The organism is Caulobacter sp. FV1ye6ST (assembly GCF_058681225.1).
The window spans coordinates 576,153-593,794 of record NZ_CM178733.1 but is presented as its reverse complement, the minus strand read 5'-3'; the positions used below and the strand labels follow the sequence as shown (position 1 = coordinate 593,794).

At 68.5% G+C, this 17,642-nt stretch carries 13 protein-coding genes; 6 read left to right on the top strand and 7 right to left on the bottom strand.

Annotated elements, in window-relative coordinates; all coding sequences use genetic code 11:
* The 4 genes from ACW175_RS02850 to ACW175_RS02835 all read right to left on the bottom strand — a co-directional run bounded on the left by ACW175_RS02850 (position 1) and on the right by ACW175_RS02835 (position 4,728).
* Positions 1-2,553 (bottom strand): hybrid sensor histidine kinase/response regulator, encoded by a 2,553-nt coding sequence (locus ACW175_RS02850; RefSeq protein ID WP_492103157.1) that lies wholly within the window; start codon positions 2,551-2,553, stop codon positions 1-3.
* 109 nt (positions 2,554-2,662) lie between these two features.
* Positions 2,663-3,427 (bottom strand): SDR family oxidoreductase, encoded by a 765-nt coding sequence (locus ACW175_RS02845; RefSeq protein ID WP_492103156.1) that lies wholly within the window; start codon positions 3,425-3,427, stop codon positions 2,663-2,665.
* Positions 3,428-3,510: 83 nt separating this feature from the next.
* Positions 3,511-3,714, bottom strand: coding sequence for a hypothetical protein (locus ACW175_RS02840; RefSeq protein WP_492103155.1), 204 nt, complete (start codon positions 3,712-3,714; stop codon positions 3,511-3,513).
* Between the two features lie 93 nt (positions 3,715-3,807).
* Positions 3,808-4,728 carry an alpha/beta fold hydrolase gene (locus ACW175_RS02835; protein WP_492103154.1) on the bottom strand — a complete coding sequence of 307 codons (921 nt, stop codon included), beginning with the start codon at positions 4,726-4,728 and terminating at the stop codon, positions 3,808-3,810.
* 202 nt (positions 4,729-4,930) lie between these two features.
* On the opposite strand from ACW175_RS02835, the gene ACW175_RS02830 reads away from it, so the two are divergent.
* A complete protein-coding gene (locus tag ACW175_RS02830) occupies positions 4,931-5,413 on the top strand; it encodes an SRPBCC family protein (RefSeq protein ID WP_492103153.1) in 483 nt (160 codons plus the stop codon).
* A gap of 1 nt (position 5,414) precedes the next feature.
* On the opposite strand, the gene ACW175_RS02825 is transcribed toward ACW175_RS02830, so the two are convergent.
* A complete protein-coding gene (locus tag ACW175_RS02825; RefSeq protein WP_492103152.1) occupies positions 5,415-6,167 on the bottom strand; it encodes an extensin-like domain-containing protein in 753 nt (250 codons plus the stop codon).
* 124 nt (positions 6,168-6,291) lie between these two features.
* Between ACW175_RS02825 and ACW175_RS02820 the strand changes: the two genes are divergently transcribed.
* Positions 6,292-7,668 (top strand): MFS transporter, encoded by a 1,377-nt coding sequence (locus ACW175_RS02820; protein WP_492103151.1) that lies wholly within the window; start codon positions 6,292-6,294, stop codon positions 7,666-7,668.
* On the opposite strand, the gene ACW175_RS02815 is transcribed toward ACW175_RS02820, so the two are convergent.
* Positions 7,665-9,653, bottom strand: a complete 1,989-nt coding sequence (locus ACW175_RS02815) for a methylmalonyl-CoA mutase family protein (RefSeq protein ID WP_492103150.1) — start codon at positions 9,651-9,653, stop codon at positions 7,665-7,667. The two genes, ACW175_RS02820 and ACW175_RS02815, sit on opposite strands and share 4 nt — an antisense overlap.
* 399 nt (positions 9,654-10,052) lie before the next feature.
* Here ACW175_RS02815 and ACW175_RS02810 point away from each other — a divergent pair, with 399 nt between their 5' ends.
* The gene (locus ACW175_RS02810) at positions 10,053-12,533 is read left to right on the top strand and encodes a glycoside hydrolase family 9 protein (RefSeq protein WP_492103149.1); all 2,481 of its coding nucleotides are present in this window, start codon (positions 10,053-10,055) and stop codon (positions 12,531-12,533) included.
* Between the two features lie 5 nt (positions 12,534-12,538).
* Here the strand turns inward: ACW175_RS02810 and ACW175_RS02805 are convergent, their stop codons facing one another.
* Complete coding sequence (locus ACW175_RS02805) at positions 12,539-13,270, bottom strand: enoyl-CoA hydratase/isomerase family protein (RefSeq protein ID WP_492103148.1); 732 nt, start codon at positions 13,268-13,270, stop codon at positions 12,539-12,541.
* 213 nt (positions 13,271-13,483) lie between these two features.
* Here ACW175_RS02805 and ccrA point away from each other — a divergent pair, with 213 nt between their 5' ends.
* From ccrA to ACW175_RS02790, 3 genes are all read left to right on the top strand, one after another.
* Entirely contained in the window at positions 13,484-14,755 is a 1,272-nt protein-coding gene (gene ccrA, locus ACW175_RS02800) for a crotonyl-CoA carboxylase/reductase (RefSeq protein ID WP_492103147.1), read from the top strand.
* A 96-nt stretch (positions 14,756-14,851) separates the two neighbouring features.
* On the top strand, positions 14,852-16,327 hold the full coding sequence (locus tag ACW175_RS02795; RefSeq protein ID WP_492103146.1) for a M20 family peptidase: 1,476 nt from the start codon (positions 14,852-14,854) through the stop codon (positions 16,325-16,327).
* A gap of 170 nt (positions 16,328-16,497) precedes the next feature.
* Positions 16,498-17,616 carry a Rieske 2Fe-2S domain-containing protein gene (locus ACW175_RS02790; RefSeq protein WP_492103145.1) on the top strand — a complete coding sequence of 373 codons (1,119 nt, stop codon included), beginning with the start codon at positions 16,498-16,500 and terminating at the stop codon, positions 17,614-17,616.
* Positions 17,617-17,642 lie beyond the last annotated feature (26 nt).

Sequence of the window (17,642 nt, the reverse complement as noted above, 5' to 3'; positions counted from 1 at the left end):
CTACAGCGCGCTCAGGCCGGCCATCACCTCGCGCGCCACGCCCCGCGCCAGGCACGTATCCATCACGGACAGCAGGTTGCGAAGGTCGATCGGCTTGGCGACATGCGCGTCACAGCCCGCTTCAAGACACGTCTTGATCTGGGCCGACATCACGTCGGCCGTCAGCGCGATCACCGGCAGCCGCATGAACCGAGGATCCACCCGCAGGCGCCGCGTGGCCTCCAGCCCGTCCATCACCGGCATGTTGACGTCCATCAACACCACGTCGACGGGCGCGCTTTCCAAGGCGTCCAGCGCCTCCTGGCCGTTCCCGGCCTCGACCAGCTCGCACTCGAACGGCTCGAGGAACAGGCGGATGACCCGGCGATTGACGGGATGGTCGTCGACCACCAGCACGCGGCGGCCGTGCAGGGCGGCGAACGGGACGTCCTCATCGCGGGCCTCGCCCGCGTGGGCCGGCAGCTCCGAGGCGTCGGCGGCGTCGACCAGCATCTCGATCGTGAAGATCGACCCCCGGCCCTCCTCGCTCTCGACGCGGATTTCACCGCGCATCATCTCGACGAGGCGGCGGGTGATGTTGAGGCCCAGGCCCGTGCCGCCGAAGTTTCGGGTGGTCGAGGCGTCGGCCTGGACGAAGGGGCGGAATAGCTTGGCGACCGTGGACGCGTTCATGCCGATGCCGGTGTCGGCCACGCGCAGCCGCACCCGGACCCGGCCCGCCTCCTCGGGATAGCAGGCCAGGGCCACCTCGACCTTGCCATTCGCGGTGAACTTCAGGGCGTTGGAGACCAGGTTGGTCAGGCACTGCCGCACGCGCACGCCGTCGAACATCAGCGGCCCCGGGGCCTCGCTCTCCAGGGCGAAGGTCAAGGCCACGCCCTTCTCGCGGGCCGTCGGCTGATAGCCGCCGACCAGGCGGGCGCAGGTCTGGACCAGATCGCCGACCGTGGGCGCGATCTCCAGCTTGCCGGCCTCGATCTTGGAGAGGTCGAGAATGTCGTTCAGCAGGACCAGCAGCGTGTCGCCGCTGTCCATGATCAGGTCGACCTGCTCGCGCTGCTCCGGCGTCAGGGTCCCGGCGCGCAAGGCCTGGGTCAGGCCCAGCATGCCGTTCAGCGGCGTACGCAGCTCGTGGCTCATGACCGCCAGGAAAGCCGACTTGGCCTTGCTGGCGGCCTCGGCATGTTCCTGGGCGCCCTTCAGGCGGCCCGAGGCGCGGCGCTGGTGGAAAGCCCAGGCGACGCCGCCCGCGACCAGCACGCCCAGCAGGAGCGCGATGACCACCGACGCCCGCGCTAGGCTGCGGCTCAGCCGCACCTCTTCGGTCAGGCGGCGGCTCTCGTCGCGCTTGGCGCGCAGTTCGCTGTCGAGGGCCGAGGATATCTCGGTGACGCTGCGCGCATGGGCCTGCTCGGTCTCCGCGCTATTGGCGCGCCGCCAGGCGTCCAGCTCGCGAAAAGCCAGGTCGCCGCGGCCTTCGGCCTGGTCGATATAGGCCTGGACCAGCGCCTCGGTGCTCGGATCGCGCTGGGTCAGCACGGTCGGAACGGTCTTCAGCCGCTCCAGGTCGGCGCGGGCCGTGGCGGCCATGCCCAGCTGGGCCAGAGCCTGAGCGCGTTGGCCCAGCATGATGACTTGAAGCCGGCGAGTGGGGTTGTCCAGCTCGGCCTGGGCGCCGCTGAGACACGCCAGCACCTTGCGCGGCTGGTTCAGCAGCAGGGCGATACGGGCGCACAGGTGCCGGTCCCAGGTCAGCAGGTCCTTGTCGCGATCGGCCATGACCATCCGGTGGTGCAGGTCGGCCATGCGCCGCGCCGCGCCCAGCTCGCCCAGGTCGGCGGCCGTGTAGGCGATGTCGTAGATCCGCTCGATCTTGCGGATGTGGAAAGCGTCGCGCTCGTCCAGACGCACGGCCTGGGCCATGTGGTCAAGGGCGCCTTCCTTGTCGCCGATGTCGGACAGCGTGTAGCTGTGCACCTGATGCAGCTCGGCCAGCACCGGCTCGGCGACGCGGCCGCGCCGCTCGATATCGACCTGCAGATCGGCGGCCAGACGCGCGGCTTCGGCCCAGCGCCGCGTCTGCCCCAGATGCCGCACGCGCTCCACGCCGGCCATAACCCGAATGTCTGGGCCGGATTGGCTTAGATATTCGCGCCAGTCACCCTCGGTGAAGGCGCGGAACCCGTGGGTCTCATGGCGGTAGGCCAGGGCTTCCAGATCGACCAGCGTGGCGAGCTGGGTGTCGTGGTCGCGGGCCGCGGCCTCGCGGGCCAGCTTGGTCCAGGCGTCAAAGCGGCCCTCGATCTGGTTGCTCTTGTAGGCGTAGAGCACGCGCCAGAGGCCGTAGAGCCGTTCCTCGCCGCGCTCCCGCAGGGCGCGGCGGCCGGCCCGTTCGATGTCTTCGTTGTCGCGCGGAGGATTGCGGACCTCATGCGCGCCGATCTCTTGCGCCAACTCGTCCAGGCGCTGAGCAAGGGGCGCGGTTCCTTGCGCGTGCGCGGCGCCGGCCACAAGGGACCCGATCAGGGCGAGAAAGACTAGTAGGCGCCGCAAGTCTGGTTCCCTGAAGACTACGGCCACCCTCGATGTGATAGATGTAGGAGGAGTTAAGCAGACCGTGCAGGTTGCTCGGCTTTTGGGTCGCCCCGCCCAGAGTGCGCGATCAGATGGTTGCTCCGCCGTCCACCACCAGGGCCTGGCCGGTCATGAAGCTGCCGGCCTTGGAGGCGAGATAAACCGCCGCGCCGGCCAACTCGTCCGGCTCGCCGATCCTGCGCAGCGGCACGGCGGTCGTGGCGCGCTTCAAGGTCTCGGGGTTCTGCCACAGCGCCCGGGCGAAGTCGGTCTTGATCAGACCCGGCGCGATGCAGTTGACCCGCACATTGTCCGGCCCGAACTCGTGGGCGAGGTTGCGCGCCAGCTGGAAGTCGGCGGCCTTGGAGATGTTATAGGCCCCGATGATGGCGTTGCCGCGCAGGCCGCCAATGGACGAGACGATGATGATCGCGCCGTCCTTCCGCTCGCGCATCTCCGGCGCGACCATGCCGATCAGCCAGTGATTGCTGATGATGTTGTTGTCCAGGATCTTGCGGAACTGATCGTCGCTAATCCCGGCCAACGGACCGTAATAGGGATTGCTGGCGGCGTTGCAGACGCAGATGTCGACCTGTCCGAAGACCTTCCGGGTCTCGTCGACGAGGTGCTGAAGATCCTCTTTCGAGGCGATATTGGCCGGGACCGCGATGGCCGTCCCCGGACCGTGTTTGGCGTTGAGGGCGGCGGCGACCTCTTCGCAGGGCGCAAGCTTGCGCGAGGAGATCACCACCTTGGCCCCGTGCTCGGCCATCCTTTCGGCGATCGCCTTACCGATGCCGCGCGAGGATCCGGTGATGATCGCAACCTTGCCGGACAGATCGAAGAGGTTCATGGCGCGCCACCCCAAACATTTGTTTGAATTTCCACCACACTGCGGCGGACGCTTCAAACGGTCAAGCGGTGGCGCGCCTGTGGTTATTCGTGCGGGTGGGCGCGGCCGATGGGCTCGGCGGTCGCGTCATCGTCGTCGGCGTCCTCGGGGACGACAACGCTAGGCTCGGCCTGGCGGGCCAGATCTCGGGCGCCGACACCGCCCCCCTGCTGGATATTGCGTTCGACCTCGACACTGTTGGGGTCGTAGGCGTCTTCGCGTTCCGGGGCGTCTTCGCGTTCAGGCATGACGGTGGCTCCTGTCTGTGTCCTGAGCCAACGGCGCCCGGTCATCGTCGTTCCGCGCCGACCCATGAAATCTCGGATCGGCGCGGACGTAGGCTAGTTCAGGAAGCCCGTGATGATCGCCGTGGTCGCGGCGGGCTGCTCTTCCATCACCCAATGGCCCGAGTTCGGCAGCACCTTGGCCGTCACGTCGCTGGCCACGAAGCGCAGCACCTCGGCCTGGCGCTCGCCGAACGAGTGGTCGGCGCCGACCGCCAGCACCGGCATGGGCAGCTTGCCCTTGGCGGCGAAGGCCTGGTTGTCGACGGCGTCCTGGGTGAAGGCCTTGAACTGCTCGAAGGCCGAGTGCATCGCGCCGGGGCGGGCGTAGAGCGCCGCGTAGTGCTGGCGGGTTTGTTCCGTAATCGAGGCGGGCGTGAAGGACAGCTCGTTGTAGAAGCGGTCCAGATAGATGCGCTCGCGGCCGGCAACCAGGCGCTCCATGTCCGGGCCGCGGAAGTTGAAGTGCCACAGCATCGGCAGCTTCAGGATCTCGTCCCAGGGGCCGATGCCCGGCAGCGGGGCGTCGATCACCACCCACTTGGTGACGCGGTCGGGGTGCTGGGCGGCCAGGGCGTAGCCGACCATGTTGCCGATGTCGTGGGTGACCAACTGGGCCTTCTGGACCTTCAGGGCGTCCATCACCGCGGCGATGTCCTGGCCCTGCGTCTTCTTGTCGTAGCCGCCGGCCGGATGAGCCGACAGGCCCATGCCGCGCAGGTCAGGCACGATCACGGTGTGGGTCTTGACCAAGGCCGTGGCGACGGGCGCCCACATGTCACCGGTGTCGGCGAAGCCGTGCAGCAGCACCACCGCCGGACCCGTCCCGCCGACGCGGACGTGAAGGGTCGTGCCGTTGGCGACGATCTCGCTGGTCTTGAAGCCAGCGGGGAAAGGCTCGACCGCGTGGGCCGAGGTCGAGGCGAACAGCGCGGAGACAGTCAGGGCGGCGAGCGCGCCGGCGAGCTTGCGGGTCATGGTCTTTTCCTGGGCAAGGTCGGACCGTCCGACCGTCGAAGGCCAATATCGCGTCCTCCGCGCGCCGGCTCTCCGCCGAACCCGCCGCCGTTTGTCGAAACCGATCGCCCAGCGCGGTTCGAGAATATTTCGCGACCGCTGTCGGGACGACTGGATCACGGCCGTCCTTGGGGCGAGAACAGCAAGACACAGGAGACGCTCGATGCCGCTCGACACCGTCGATTTTCCTTCCGATCGTGAATTGGTCCTCGAACGGATCATCGATGCGCCGCGCGAGAAGCTGTACAGGTGCTGGACCACGCCGGAGCTGATGCCGCAGTGGTTCTGCCCCAAGCCCTGGACCGTATCCAACGTCCGCATGGACGTGCGCACCGGCGGCAACACCTATCTCGAGATGAACGGCCCCAATGGCGAGGTCATGCCGCAGCCGGGCGTCTATCTCGAGGTAGTCCCCAACGAGAAGATCGTTTTCACCGACGCCTTCACCGAGACCTGGAAGCCGTCCGCCAAGCCCTTCATGGTCGCCATCGTCACTTTCGAGGACCTGGGCGACGGCAAGACCCGTTACCGCGCCGTAGCCCGCCACTGGAGCGCCGAAGACAAGGCCGCCCACGAGCAGATGGGCTTCCACGAGGGCTGGGGGATCGTCGCGGATCAGCTGGCGGCGCTGGCGGCCACCCTCTAGCTCACGAACACGTCGTCCACCCGCTCATGTCCAGGTGGAAGTGGTCGCGGTGCTCGGCGTTGTAGTCCGGGCTCAGCGTGGTCAGGAACACCCGGCAGGCGCCGTCGCGCACCCGCCGCAGGAACTGGCCGCGCGGCCCCGGATCGGTCCAGTCGGAGGCGACGCTGATCACCTGGCCGTCGGTCAGCCGGAAGCCGGCGATGTCGATGGCGTCGGCGCGGGCGTGCTCGCTGACCGGGCCATCCTTCTGGCCGTACATCCGCCGACAGGCATAGCTGCCGAAGTGCTCGATGCCCACGACGCCCTGGCCAAGCAACTCGTCGGCGGCTGGCTGCACCACCTGGCGCTCCCAGATGGTCAAGGCCAGGGCCTCCTTGCAGGCCAGCGGGGCCTCGGCCGGCTCCAGCCTGGCCAGGCCCGACCGCAGCTGGACGGCGTCGCGCAGTTCGCAGAACTCGCCCTCGGTGCGCTCGGGGACCTCGGCATAGACCACCCCGGCCTTGGCCATGATCCCTCGGCATAGCTTGGGATCGGCCCCGGCCCGCGCCGCCTTGACCCGGGTGGCCAGGCCCACCGGATCAACGACGCTGAGCGGCTTCCACGGCAGGTGCTGGTCGGGAATCCTCCGCTCGGCCACGAATGTCATCAGCAGCACGATCAGCCACAGGATGACGAGGCCGGCGTAGCGGGCCAGGCGCGCCCGATGACGGACTTCATGCTCGATGCGTGGATTGTGCGGAACGCGGTAACGCATGGAGCGGGGCGGGACCTCAAGGGAAAAGGTTAACGCCGTCACCAAGCACAAGCTCCACGACGGGTTCAACCGCCGAGCGCCGCCGGGCTTGGCTAGGACGCGGAAAAAGGCCATGTGCCCGGGCATGAACACGTCCGCCTCCTCTGGACGCCTGGTCGACAAGACCCTGGCGCCGCGCTTCGCCCTGCTGTGCCTGGGCATCTGGCTGAACGCGGCCGACACCCTGGTGACGGCGACGATCATGCCCAGCGTGGCCAACGAAATCGGCGGCTACCAATATTTCGGCTGGTCGGTGGCGGCCTATCTGACCGGTTCGATCGTCGCCGGCGCGTGCTCGGGCAAGCTCTCCATGGCGCTGGGCCTGCGCACCGCCACGGCCCTGACTGGCCTGGTCTACGCCGTCGGCTGCGCGATGAGCGCGCTGGCGCCGGAGTTCATCACCTTCATCCTGGGACGGCTGATCCAGGGCCTGGGCGCGGGCGCCGTGGTCGCCCTGTGCTACGTCGCCATCACCGCTCTTTTCCCCGAAAGCCTGTGGCCGCGCGTCTATGGCGCCGTGGCGGGCGTCTGGGGCGCGGCGACCCTGCTGGGTCCGCTGCTGGGCGGCCTGTTCGCCGCCGCCGGCTTCTGGCGGGGGGCGTTCTGGCTGTTCGTGGTCCAGGCTATCCTCTTCGTCGGCGCGGTCATGGTCATGCTCCCGGCCGAAAGGAGCGACAGAGGTCAGAGCCGCATCCCCAGCCTGCAGCTCTTCCTGTTGGTCGTCGGCGTCAGCCTGATCGGCGCGGCGGGCGTCGTCGCCTCGCCCCGTTCGGCCGTCATCCTGGCGGTCGGCGGCGTCATCGGCATGGCCGCCATGCTGGCCGCCAACGCCCGCACCCACGACCGCCTGCTGCCGAGGACAGCCGCCGACCTCCGCTCGGCCACCGGCCTTGGCCTGCTCACTATCTTCGCCTGCGAGACCGCCGTGATCGGCTTCACCGTCTATGGCCCGGCCTTCATCCAGGTCATCCACCACGCCTCGCCCCTGACCGCCGGCTATGTCACCGGCGCCATCGCGGCCGGCTGGACGCTGTGCGCCATGCTGGTCGGCCACACGCCGGCCGACAAGGACGGCCAACTCGTCCGCCTCGGGGCCGGGGTGATCCTGCTGGGCGCGATCCTGTCGGCCTGGGCCGTGCCGCGCGGTACCTTGATCGAGATCGCCCTGGCCTTCGCCCTCCTGGGCGCCGGCTTTGGCCTCTGCCACGCCTTCATCGCCCGCCGAGCCATCGGCGCCGTCCCGGCCGAGGAACAGGCCACCGCCTCCGGCGCCGTCCCCACCGCCCAGCTGATCGGCGGCGCCGCGGGCTCGGCCGGCGCCGGCGCGATGGCCAACGTTCTCGGCTTCGGCCACGGCGTCGACCTGGCGCTGGCCCCGACCAACGGCCTGATCCTGTTCGGCGCGTTCCTGCCGCTGGCCGTGGTGGGGTTCGCGGCGGCGTGGCGGCTGGGGCGGAGCTAGACCCGCTCCAGCGCCGTCGCTTCCACCAGCTTCACCACGTCGCCCATGATCTCGGTGATCCGGAAGTCCTTGGGCGTGTAGATCCGCGCCACGCCCATCTGCTTTAGGATCAGGGCGTCCTCGGGCGGGATGATGCCGCCGGCCACCACGGGGATGTCGCCCAGGCCTTCGGCGCGCATCACGCGGATGACCTCTTGCACCAGATCGAGGTGCGAGCCCGACAGGATCGACAGGCCCACCACATGGGCGCGGCTCTCCTTGGCGCGGCGGACGATCTCTTCCGGCGTCGAGCGGATGCCGTCATAGACCACCTCCATGCCGCAGGCGCGGGCGCGGGTGGCGATCTGCTCGGCGCCGTTGGAGTGGCCATCCAGGCCCGGCTTGCCGACCAGGTAGGTTAGCGTGCGGCCCAGCAGTCGCGAGACCCGCTCGACCTCGGCCTTCACCGCCTCGACATCCTCGGCCTCGCCCGTGGAGACCACGATCGCCACGCCGGTCGGGCCGCGATATTCGCCGAACACTTCGCGGAGAGCCCCTGCCCATTCGCCGGTGGTGACGCCGGCCTTGGCGGCGACGATCGAGGGCTCCATGACGTTGCGGCCGTCGCGGGCGGCGGCCTTCAGGTCGGCGAGCGCCGCCTGCACAGCGTCGTCGTCGCGGGCCTCGCGCCAGGCCTTCAGGCGGACGACGACATCGGCCTCCAGGCGCGGATCGACGGTCTCGATCGAGCCCTCCCCGGCCGACAATGGCGAGACCTCGGTGTCGGTCCAGCGGTTGACGCCGACCACGGTCAGGTCACCGGTCTCGACCGAGCGCACCCGCTTGGCGTTGGAGCCGACCAGCTCGGTCTTCATGTAGTCGATGGCGTTTTGCGCCCCGCCCATGGCGTCGATCTTGGCCAGCTGCTCCAGCGCGCCCTTGCTCAGCTCGGCGACCTTGGCCTCGACCACGTGGGAGCCGTCGAACAGGTCTTCGTATTCAAGCAGATCGGTCTCGTAGGCCAGCACCTGTTGCAGCCGCAGCGACCACTGCTGGTCGAACGGACGCGGCAAGCCCAGGGCCTCGTTCCAGGCCGGCAGTTGCAAGGCCCGGCAACGGGCGTCCTTGCTGAGCGTGACGGCCAGGGCCTCGATGAGAATGCGGTAGACGTTGTTCTCGGGCTGCTGCTCGGTCAGGCCCAGGCTGTTGACCTGCACCCCGTAGCGGAAGCGGCGGGCCTTCTTGTCCTGCACGCCGTAACGCTCCAGCAGGATCTGGTCCCACAGCCGGGTGAACGACCGCATCTTGCACAGCTCGGTGACGAACCGCACGCCGGCGTTGACGAAGAAGCTGATCCGCGAGGCGACGATCTCGAAGTCCTCGTCGGGGACCTGGCCGCCGGCCTTGACCGTGTCCAGCACCGAGATGGCGGTGGCCAGGGCGAAGGCCAGCTCCTGCTCCGGCGTCGCGCCTGCTTCCTGCAGGTGGTAGCTGCAGACGTTCATCGGGTTCCATTTCGGAACCTCGCGATAGCACCAGGCGATCATGTCGCCGATCAGCCGCAGGCTGGGACCCGGCGGAAAGATGTAGGTGCCGCGCGACAGATATTCCTTGATCAGATCATTCTGCGTCGTGCCCTGCAGCAAGGCCCGATCCGCCCCCTGCTCGTCGGCCAGGGCCACGTACATCGCCAGCAGCCAGGCGGCCGGGGCGTTGATGGTCATGGAGGTGTTCATCTTCTCCAGCGGGATCTCGCTGAAGAGCTGGCGCATGTCGCCCAGATGGCTGATCGGCACCCCGACCTTGCCGACCTCGCCTCGCGCCAGGATGTGGTCGGGGTCGTAGCCGGTCTGGGTGGGCAGGTCGAAGGCCACCGACAGCCCCGTCTGGCCCCGCGCCAGATTGGCCCGGTAGAGGGCGTTCGACTTCTCCGCCGTCGAATGGCCGGCATAGGTGCGGAAGATCCACGGCGGGTCGGGCGCGTGCTGGTACGGCGTCGAGGACATGGCGGGCTCCCGGGGCGGCTCTGGCGGCCTTGCTTACCGGTGATCATGAGCCGGGATTTGCTGCGACGCAATATTCCGTTCGCGAGTGCGGCAGAACGTGCGCGACCGATTGCGACGGGCTTGGGGCGCTCATCTAGACGGAGTAATCAGGTGCGCATTGAGCCCCACCTTGAATGATAGCCCCATAAAATGGGCTAGGCGCGCCGTGAGTTCTCATCAATAGTCATACAACATAATCGCGAAACGATGGCGGGGGGTTAGCTGGCCCGGCCACCGCGAATGTGAGCTTGCCGGTTCCTGAGGGGACCAGCCGGCGATGAAGACGCCTCCAGATCGGTGACCTCAAGCGCACCGCTGGCCAAGAATAAAAATTGTTACCGGTAACGGGAGGAGATTGAGATGCGAAGGACCAAAGCCACGCTGTGCATGGCCGCCTGCTCGATGCTGGCGATCACGGCCGCCCAGGCCCAGACGCCGCGCGTGAGCGCGGAGCAGACGCTGGAGGCTCCGGGTCTCAGCGTCATCGTCGAGCAGAACCACTTCAGTCCGATCTTCTTCGACGAGAAGAACGCCGGCATCCAGATCGTGCTGCATGGCGAGCGGATCGCCACCGACGGCGAGGTCCGGCTCAATCCCACGCCCGAGCAGTGGGATCCGGTGCCGATGTTCGGCGAGCGCACCCTGGACCCGGCGGGCCAGATCATCGTGCGCTCGAGCTTTCCCAAGGAGAAGCTCGACTATCGCGTCAAGGTGACGCCCGAGGACGGCGGCTTCCGCATCGCGGTGGATCTCGACGCGCCGCTGCCGCCGGAACTGGTCGGAAAGGCCGGCTTCAACCTCGACTTCCTGCCGACCGCCTATTTCGGCAAGTCCTATCTGATGGGCGACAAGCCGGGTCTGTTCCCACGCAATCCGAACGGCCCGATGGCGCCCGACGGTTCGGGCGATCCCCTGCCGATGGCGTCGGGCGCGACCAGCGTCACCCTGTCGCCGGAAGACCCCGCCACCCGCGTCACCATCACCGCCAACGCCCCGCTGGCCCTCTACGACGCCCGCAACCGCGCCCAGAACGGCTGGTTCGTGGTCCGCTCGATGATCGCCGCGGGCGCCAAGAACGACGCCGTCGTCTGGCATGTGCGGCCCAACATGATCCCCGGCTGGACCCGCGCCCCGGTCGTCTCGTTCAACCAAGCGGGTTACACCCCAGGGCGGGACAAGGTCGCCCTGATCGAGCTGGACCCGGCCTTCAAGGCGCCGGCCGAAGCCACCCTGGTCAAGCTGACCGACAGCGGCCAGAAGCCGGTGTTCAAGGCCGCCGTGCAGCCGCGCGGCAAGTGGCTGCGCTACACCTACGCCGCCTTCGACTTCTCCAGCGTGCGCGAGCCGGGCGTCTACGCCATCTCCTACGCGGGCAAGACGACCAATCCCTTCCCGATCGCCGCCGACGCCTACGGGCGCATCTGGCAGCCGTCGCTCGACACCTATCTGCCCGTGCAGATGGACCACATGACCGTGCGCGAGCAGTACCGGGTCTGGCAGCGCGCCTCGCACCTGGACGACGCGGTGCAGGCCCCGCCCAACATCGTCCACTTCGACGGCTATCGCATGGGGGCCAACCTCGACTCGCCATTCAAGCCCGGGGAGCACATCCCAGGACTGGCGGTCGGCGGCTTCCAGGACGCCGGCGACTACGACATCCAGACGCCGCAGAACGCCCAGGTCGTGCGCGACCTGGTCTGGACGCGCGAGCTGTTCGGCCTGGACTGGGACGAGACCAGCGTCGACGAGGCGGCCCGCGAGGTCGAGATCCGCAAGCCGGACGGCGCGCCCGACGCCCTGCAGCTTGTCCGCCACGGAACCCTGCAGCTCTTGGCGCAGTACAAGGTCTTCGGCCACTCGATCGTCGGCATCGTCGATCCCAAGCTGCGCCAGTACGTACACCTGGGCGACGCCGGCTCGCAGACCGACGGCAAGATCCACGACGAGTCGCTTGGACCGAACGAGACCAAGGGTGACCGCTCGGGCTCGGCCGACGACCGCTGGGCCTTCACCACCGCCTATCCGGCCAACGACCTGATAGTGGCCGGCAGCTTGGCGGCCGCCAGCCGCGCGCTGAAGGACTCCGATCCGTCGATGTCGGCCGAGGCGCTCGCGGCCGCCAAGGTCTTGTGGGCCGCGCGCCAGAACGAAACCGCCAATGGCAGCGACGGACGCGACGACAGCGGCTTCATGGCCAAGTTCCTGGACCTGGCCAAGGTCGCCGCGACGGTCGAGCTGGTGATCACCACCAACGGCGACCCGGTCTATACCCAGCGGCTGCAAGCGCTAACGCCGGCGATCGAGGCCAATTTCGATCGCGTCAGCGCGCCCGCCGTCCGCGCCATCCCCTATATGGACGCGGCCTACAAGGCGCGGATCCGGACCCTGGTCGCCGGCGTCAAGCCGAAGCTCGACAAGGACCTGGCGGGTAATCCGTTCGGCGTTCCGATCAGCATGGGCTCATGGGCGGGCTCGGGCGAGGTCGCCGGCTTCGGCGCCAACATGTACCTGCTGCACAAGGCGTTCCCCGACCTGATCGGGTCGGAATACACCTTGCGCGCGCTGGACTATCTGTTGGGTCGCCATCCGGCCAACAACCTGTCCCTGGTCTCGACCGTCGGGACGCGATCGAAGCTGAACGGCTACGGCCATAACCGCGCCGACTACGGCTTCATCGCCGGCGGGGTTTCGCCCGGCGTGCTGGTCGTCAAGCCGGACTATCCGGAGATGATGACCGACTGGCCGTTCCTGTGGTTCGAGAGCGAGTACACGGTCAGCACCACGACCGCCTACATCCTCGCCGCCAAGGCCGCGATCGCGGCCGCGGAGGATCATCGCTAGACCGCTCAGCGCCCGGCGAACACCCCCGCACGCTTGCCCATGAACGCCGCCCGCGCCTCGGCGTGGTCGGCGCTGGCGGCCAAGCCGGGGGTCTCGGCTTCCGTTGTCGAGACGCCAGAGGCCACCCGCTTGGTGGCTTCGATGGCCAGGGGCGCGCGGGAGGCGATGATGCGCGCCATGGCCAAGGCGGCGCCCAGCAGGGCGGCCGCCGGATGGACCTCGGCCACGATCCCGTCCGCCAGGGCCCGCGCCGCGTCGAAGGGCGCGCCCGTCAGCAGGTGGGGCTTGGCGCGGCTTTCGCCGATCAGCCGCGTCAGGCGTCCGGCCGACGCGGTCAGGCCCATCCGCACCGCCGAGCAGGCGAAGCTGGCGCGGTCGCTGGCCAGGCGGATGTCGGCCGCCAGGGCCAGTTCCAGTCCGCCGCCGATGCACCAGCCGTCGACCGCCGCGATCACCGGGACACGGCAGGCGGCGACGCGGTCGCACATGGCCAGGAAATGCAGGATCGCCGCGCTCTGGGTCGGGACGTCGCGCGACAGCGACTCGGCCAAGTCGTCACCCGTGCAGAACGCGCCATTGCGGCCAGTCAGGACCACCACCCGCACCGCCCTGTCCGCCTCGATCGCCGCGAAGGCCTCCAGCAGCCGCGCCCGTTCGGCCATGGCCAGGACGTTGGCGGGAGCGGTGTCGAGCTCGACGAGTGCGATGGCGGGATCGGGGCGTGAGACGTGGATCATGGCCGCCACCGTGGCCCGCCGCGCCCGGGCTCGCAACCTTCCCCGGGGTCTTCTCCCTGGACCATGCTGCGACGCACAAGATTCCGCTTGCCAGTTTCAAACAGTTGTCTCAGCCTCGCGGGCGAGACCCGAAAACAAGCGGGCGCGCATGGCCTAGTTTGGCCCTAACGCGTTGTTGCAACGCGGAAGACGGCCAAGGAATGGGGAGCAGAGATGACGCTCGAGACGTCTGAGACGCCGGTCCTGAAGGACCTCTACGAGATCGGCGAGATCCCGCCGGCCTTCCATGTGCCCAAGACCATGTACGCCTGGAGCATCCGCAAGGGGCGCCACGGCAAGCCGACGGAGGCCATGCGGGTCGAGGTGGTGCCCACCTGGGAGATCGGCGAGGACGAGGTGCTGGTCCTCGTGATGGCCGCCGGCGTCAACTACAACGGGGTCTGGGCCGCGCTGGGCGAGCCGATCAGCCCGCTGGACGGCCACAAGCAGCCCTTCCACGTCGCCGGCAGCGACGCCTCGGGCATCGTCTGGAAGATCGGCGCCAAGGTCAGGCGCTGGAAGCTGGGCGACGAGGTCGTCATCCACTGCAATCAGGACGACGGCGACGACGAGGAGTGCAACGGCGGCGACCCGATGTTCTCATCCAGCCAGCGGATCTGGGGCTATGAGACGCCGGATGGCAGCTTCGCCCAGTTCTGCCGGGTGCAGTCGCGCCAGTTGCTGCCGCGCCCCAAGCACCTGACCTGGGAAGAGAGCGCCTGCTACACCCTGACCCTGGCCACCGCCTACCGCATGTTGTTCGGCCACAAGCCGCATGAGCTGAAGCCGGGGCAGAACGTGCTGGTCTGGGGCGCGTCCGGCGGGCTGGGCGTCTTCGCCGTGCAACTGGCGGCAGTGGCCGGCGCCAACGCCATCGGCGTGGTCAGCGACGACGACAAGCGTGAGTTCGTGCTGTCGATGGGCGCCAAGGCGGTGCTGAACCGCAAGGAATTCAACTGCTGGGGCCAGCTGCCCAAGGTCAACGGCCCTGAGTTCACCGACTACATGAAGGAGAGCCGCAAGTTCGGTAAGGCGATCTGGCAGATCACCGGAAACCGCGACGTGGACCTGGTGTTCGAGCACCCCGGCGAGGCGACGTTCCCGGTCTCGGTGTTCGTGGTCAAACGGGGCGGCATGGTCGCCATCTGCGCCGGCACCAGCGGCTTCAACCTGACCATGGACGCCCGGTTCCTGTGGATGCGCCAGAAGCGCGTGCAGGGGTCGCACTTCGCCAACCTGATGCAGGCCTCGGCCGCCAACCAGCTGGTCATCGACCGCCGTGTCGACCCGTGCCTGTCGGAAGTCTTCCCCTGGAACGACATCCCCGCCGCCCACGAGAAGATGCTGGCCAACCAGCACCTGCCGGGAAACATGGCCGTGCTGGTCTGCGCGCAACGGCCCGGCCTGCGGACGTTCGAAGAAGTGCAGGAGCTGAGCGAGGGGTAGCCTCAGGGCTCCCCAACGGCGCCATTGCCAGCCGCGCCCGGCCGACGCACAGTCGCTTCCAACAAGTGTTTGGCCAGAGAGCCTGGGGAGTGCGTGATGGGTGTCGGGGGTAAGGTCGCGCTGACGGCCGTGGGTCTGGTCCTGGCCGTGACGGCCGTGGTCGCGGTGCGGACCGCCACTTTCAAGGCCCCGGCCGTGGTCGATCCCGCCAGCGTCAAGCTGGCCGCCGCGCGTCCGCTGGACGTCAACAAGGCCGCCAGCCATCTCGCCGAGGCCGTCCGCTTCCAGACCGTCAGCCACCAGGACAAGGCCGAGGATCAGCCAGCCGAGTGGGACAAGCTGCATGCCTGGCTGCAGGCGACTTATCCCGAGGCCCACAAGGTCATGACCCGCGAGGTCGTGGCCGAGCACACCCTGGTCTATACCTGGCCCGGCTCGAACCCCGCCCTGCCGCCGATCGTGCTGATGGCCCACCAGGACGTGGTGCCGGTCACGCCGGGCAGCGAGGGCGCCTGGACCCATCCGCCGTTCGACGGCGTGGTCGCCGACGGCGCGGTCTGGGGCCGGGGCTCGATCGACGACAAGGGCTCCCTGGTCACGCTGTTCGAGGCGATCGACGCGGTGGCCGCCAGCGGCTTCAAGCCCGTGCGCACCGTCATCGTGGTCAGCGGCCATGACGAGGAGGTGCGCGGCGTCGGGGCCCGCGCCGCCGCGGCCCTGCTGAAATCCCGAAACATCAAGGCCCAGTTCGTGCTCGACGAGGGCATGGCCGTGGTCGCCGACCATCCCGTCACCGGCAAGCCCACCGCCATCATCGGCACGGCCGAGAAGGGCTATGGCACCATGAAGGTCGTGGCCCCGGCGGTCGGCGGCCACTCCTCGGCCCCGCCGGCCGACGGCGGCGGCGTGGTGACCCTGGCCAAGGCCGTGCAGGCCATCGACGCGCACCAGGCCCCGATGAAGTTCCAGGGTCCGGGCGCGGACATGCTGAAGGCCATCGCCCCGCACGCTTCGCCCGTGGTCAAGGTCTTCGCGGCCAATACCTGGCTGTTCGCGCCGCTGCTGGTGAAGGTCACGGCCAAGACGCCGGCCGGCGCGGCCATGCTGCACACCACCATCGCGCCGACCATGCTGAAGGGCTCGCCGAAGGAAAACGTCCTGCCGCAGGACGCCACCGCCTGGATCAACTACCGCATCGCGCCGGGCGACAGCTCGGCCAAGGTGATGGCGCGGGCCAAGGACGCGGTCGGCAAGCTGCCGGTCGAGCTGAGCTGGACCAAGACCGACGAGCCCTCGCCGATCTCCTCGACCAGCTCCGACGCCTGGAAGACCCTGGCGGGCCTCGCCGCCGACGAGAGCAAGGCCCCGGTCGTGCCCGGCCTGGTCACCGCTGGCACCGACAGCCGCTACCTCGGCGGCGTGGCCAGCGACGTGTACCGTTTTCAGCCGCTGGTGCTGAAAGTCGACGAGACCAAGATCATCCACGGCACCGACGAGCACATCAGCCTGGACAATGTCGGGCGAATGGTGCGCTTCTATCAGCGCCTGGTGGAGACCGCCGCGTCGCGGTGACGTCTCCTTCTGGCAGGGACGTGTTCGGGGGAACACGGTCGGGGGACTTGGCGGAAACAAACCGCCCACAACTTTGGCTGTCGCCTTCCCGAGCCTGAGTACGGCTGTCGCATTGGCGTGCGACATCGCGCCTTGGTTTGCAGCGTTCACCCAACCGCTAGAAGCGCCCCATGCCCGCCGACGACGTTCCGCTCCTGAAAGCCAGACCGACGGCCAAGCCGCCGATCGACAAGTTCGGCGAGGGCTTCGTCTGGGACGCCTGGTATGTCGCCGCCCTGTCGCCCGACCTGAAGCCGGGCAAGATGGACAAGCGCGAATACCTGGCCGAGCCGGTGCTGCTGGGACGCACCCGCGCGGGCGAGGTCTACGCCATTCGCGACATCTGCCCTCACCGCGCCGCCGCTCTGTCGGCTGGCCGCGTGCATCGCGAGGCCGACGGGACCGACAGCGTCGAGTGTCCCTATCACGGCTGGCGCTTCGGGCCGGACGGCGCCTGCAAGTCGATCCCGTCCCTGACCGCCGACAGCGATTTCGACATCTCCAAGGTTCGGGTGCGCAAGTATCCCACGGTCGAACAACAAGGCCTGGTCTGGATCTGGATGTCGTCGGACCCCCGCTTCGACGGCCAGCCGCCGGAGCCGCCACCGGTCATTCCGGGCGTCGTGGGCGGCAAGCCCAAGCTGGTCGACCACCTGGACTACGACATCCACATCGATCACGCCGTGCTGGGCCTGATCGACCCGGCCCATGGGCCGTTCGTGCACCAGCAATGGTGGTGGCGGACCAAGACCAGCCAGCACGAGAAGAAGAAGACCTTCTGCCCGTCCGAGGCCGGCTTCACCATGGTGCGGCACGAGCCGTCCAAGAATTCCAAGGCCTACGCCATCCTGGGCGGCGAGCCGCTGACCGAGATCACCTTCCGCCTGCCGGGCCTGCGCTGGGAGCATGTGACGGTGGGCGACAAGCAGGTGCTGGCCCTGTCGGCCATGACCCCGATCAACGCCGGCAAGACCCGGATGAACCAGATCATGTGGTCGGATCACTGGGCCTTCACGGCGCTCTATCCGATCATCCGCGTGGCGGCGCGGGCTTTCCTGCGTCAGGACGGGGCCATCGTCGCGGCCCAGACGCCGGGGCTGCGCCAGAACCCGCCGCTGATGTGGGTGGGCGACGCCGACCAGCAGGCCCGCTGGTACCACCAGTGCAAGCGGGAGTGGGCCGCAAGCCGGAAAGAGGGCCGAGCGTTCGTCAATCCGGTGAAGGACCAGACACTGCGGTGGCGGACTTAGGGCAGGTTCGGCCTCTCTCAAATCCG